This window comes from Gracilibacillus thailandensis, from assembly GCF_010994055.1.
Taxonomy (GTDB): Bacteria; Bacillota; Bacilli; order Bacillales; family Amphibacillaceae; genus Gracilibacillus; species Gracilibacillus lacisalsi.
The window spans coordinates 1-316 of record NZ_WJID01000162.1 but is presented as its reverse complement, the minus strand read 5'-3'; the positions used below and the strand labels follow the sequence as shown (position 1 = coordinate 316).

Here is a 316-nt window from a genome sequence, read left to right as displayed (position 1 = left end):
TATTTGGTGGGCCGCCTTTTCAGCAAGCCAGAGTGATCCGGCATTATCGCAGTTTTACAATAAATTAAAAGATAAAGGAAAAGGACATTACGTAGCAGTTGGAGCGGTAGCTAGAAAGCTAACACATATTATTTTTGCCATACTACGAGATAACAAGCCGTATGAACCACACGTTAAGTAAGTGGGAATCGAACATACTTTCCTTCGAAACACCTCTCGCTGGAGGTGTATTTTCGCATGCCTTTTTTTAAATAAAAAATAATTTTTTTAAAATAACTCTTTATGGTTGACTTTCCATAGCTGGTCTTTCCGTGGG

Annotated in this window: 1 pseudogene; it reads left to right on the top strand. The window is 38.3% G+C overall.

Annotation, left to right across the window (positions count from 1 at the left end):
• Nucleotides 1–181 (top strand): annotated as a pseudogene (locus tag GH715_RS21325) (IS110 family transposase); the annotation flags it as partial.
• Nucleotides 182–316 lie beyond the last annotated feature (135 nt).